Genomic DNA, 1,122 nt, shown 5'->3' on the forward strand with positions numbered 1-1,122 from the left:
GCTAGCTGTGATGTCCAGGGAGGTTGTCCCGACTCGCGATGGTGAGTTCGGCTGACAGGTGAAGGCCTCCGGTTGTGAAGTGGAGCTGTCTAGTTCTTCGCTTCATCAACCAGGAGGCCTTCGTGTCCCACGCTAACGCGACCCTGACCCCACGTACCCGTTTGCGGCTGGCAAGACTCATCGTCGACAACGACTGGACCTATGCCTCTGCGGCCAAGATGTTCATGGTCGCGCCCCGAACCGCCAAGAAGTGGGCCGACCGCTACCGCGCCCAGGGCCCGGCCGGCATGACCGATCGCAGCTCACGGCCCCGCACGAGCCCGAACCGTACCGGTGCGGTGATGGTCCGCACGATCGTGCGATTGCGGTGGCGCCACCGGCTCGGGCCGGTCCAGATCGCAGGCCGATTGGGCATCGCCGCCTCCACCGTGCACGCCGTCCTCGTGCGCTGCCGGATCAACCGACTCTCGCGCATCGACCGGGTCACCGGTGAACCACTGCGCCGCTACGAACACCCCCGGCCCGGCTCACTACTGCACGTCGATGTGACCAAGTTCGGCAACATCCCCGACGGCGGCGGGCACCGCTTCGTCGGCAGAGCCCAAGGCCAACTCAACGGCCGCGCCACCGCCCGTCGAACCGGCGAACGCGGACACCAGTCGCGGCCGCGGATCGGCACGGCCTACGTGCACACGGTCATCGATGACCACTCCCGGGTGGCCTACGCCGAGATCCATGCCGACGAGAAGGCCCCCACCGCGACCGGAGTGCTCACACGAGCCGTGGCCTGGTTCGCCGACCGTGGCGTCACCGTCGAGCGGGTCCTGTCCGACAACGGTTCGGCCTACAGATCCCACGCTTGGCGCGACACCTGCACCGACCTGGCAATCGCGCACAAGCGAACCCGCCCGTACCGCCCACAGACCAACGGCAAAATCGAGCGCTTCCACCGCACCCTGGGCGACGGATGGGCCTACGCCCGGTTCTACGACTCAACCGACGCCCGCAACGAGCGACTTCCGCAATGGTTGCACTTCTACAATCATCATCGCGCCCACTCCGCCCTCGGAGGCCAGCCACCAATCACCCGACTGACCAACCTCCCTGGACATCACAGCTAGC

At 66.8% G+C, this 1,122-nt stretch carries 1 protein-coding gene; it reads left to right on the forward strand.

What is annotated here, in order from left to right:
* Positions 1-122: 122 nt before the first annotated feature.
* Positions 123-1,121, forward strand: coding sequence for an IS481 family transposase (locus tag G6019_RS15650; RefSeq protein ID WP_182612966.1), 999 nt, complete (start codon positions 123-125; stop codon positions 1,119-1,121).
* Position 1,122 lies beyond the last annotated feature (1 nt).

The sequence above is a fragment of the Dietzia sp. DQ12-76 genome, from assembly GCF_014145045.1.
In the GTDB taxonomy this organism is placed as follows: Bacteria; Actinomycetota; Actinomycetes; order Mycobacteriales; family Mycobacteriaceae; genus Dietzia.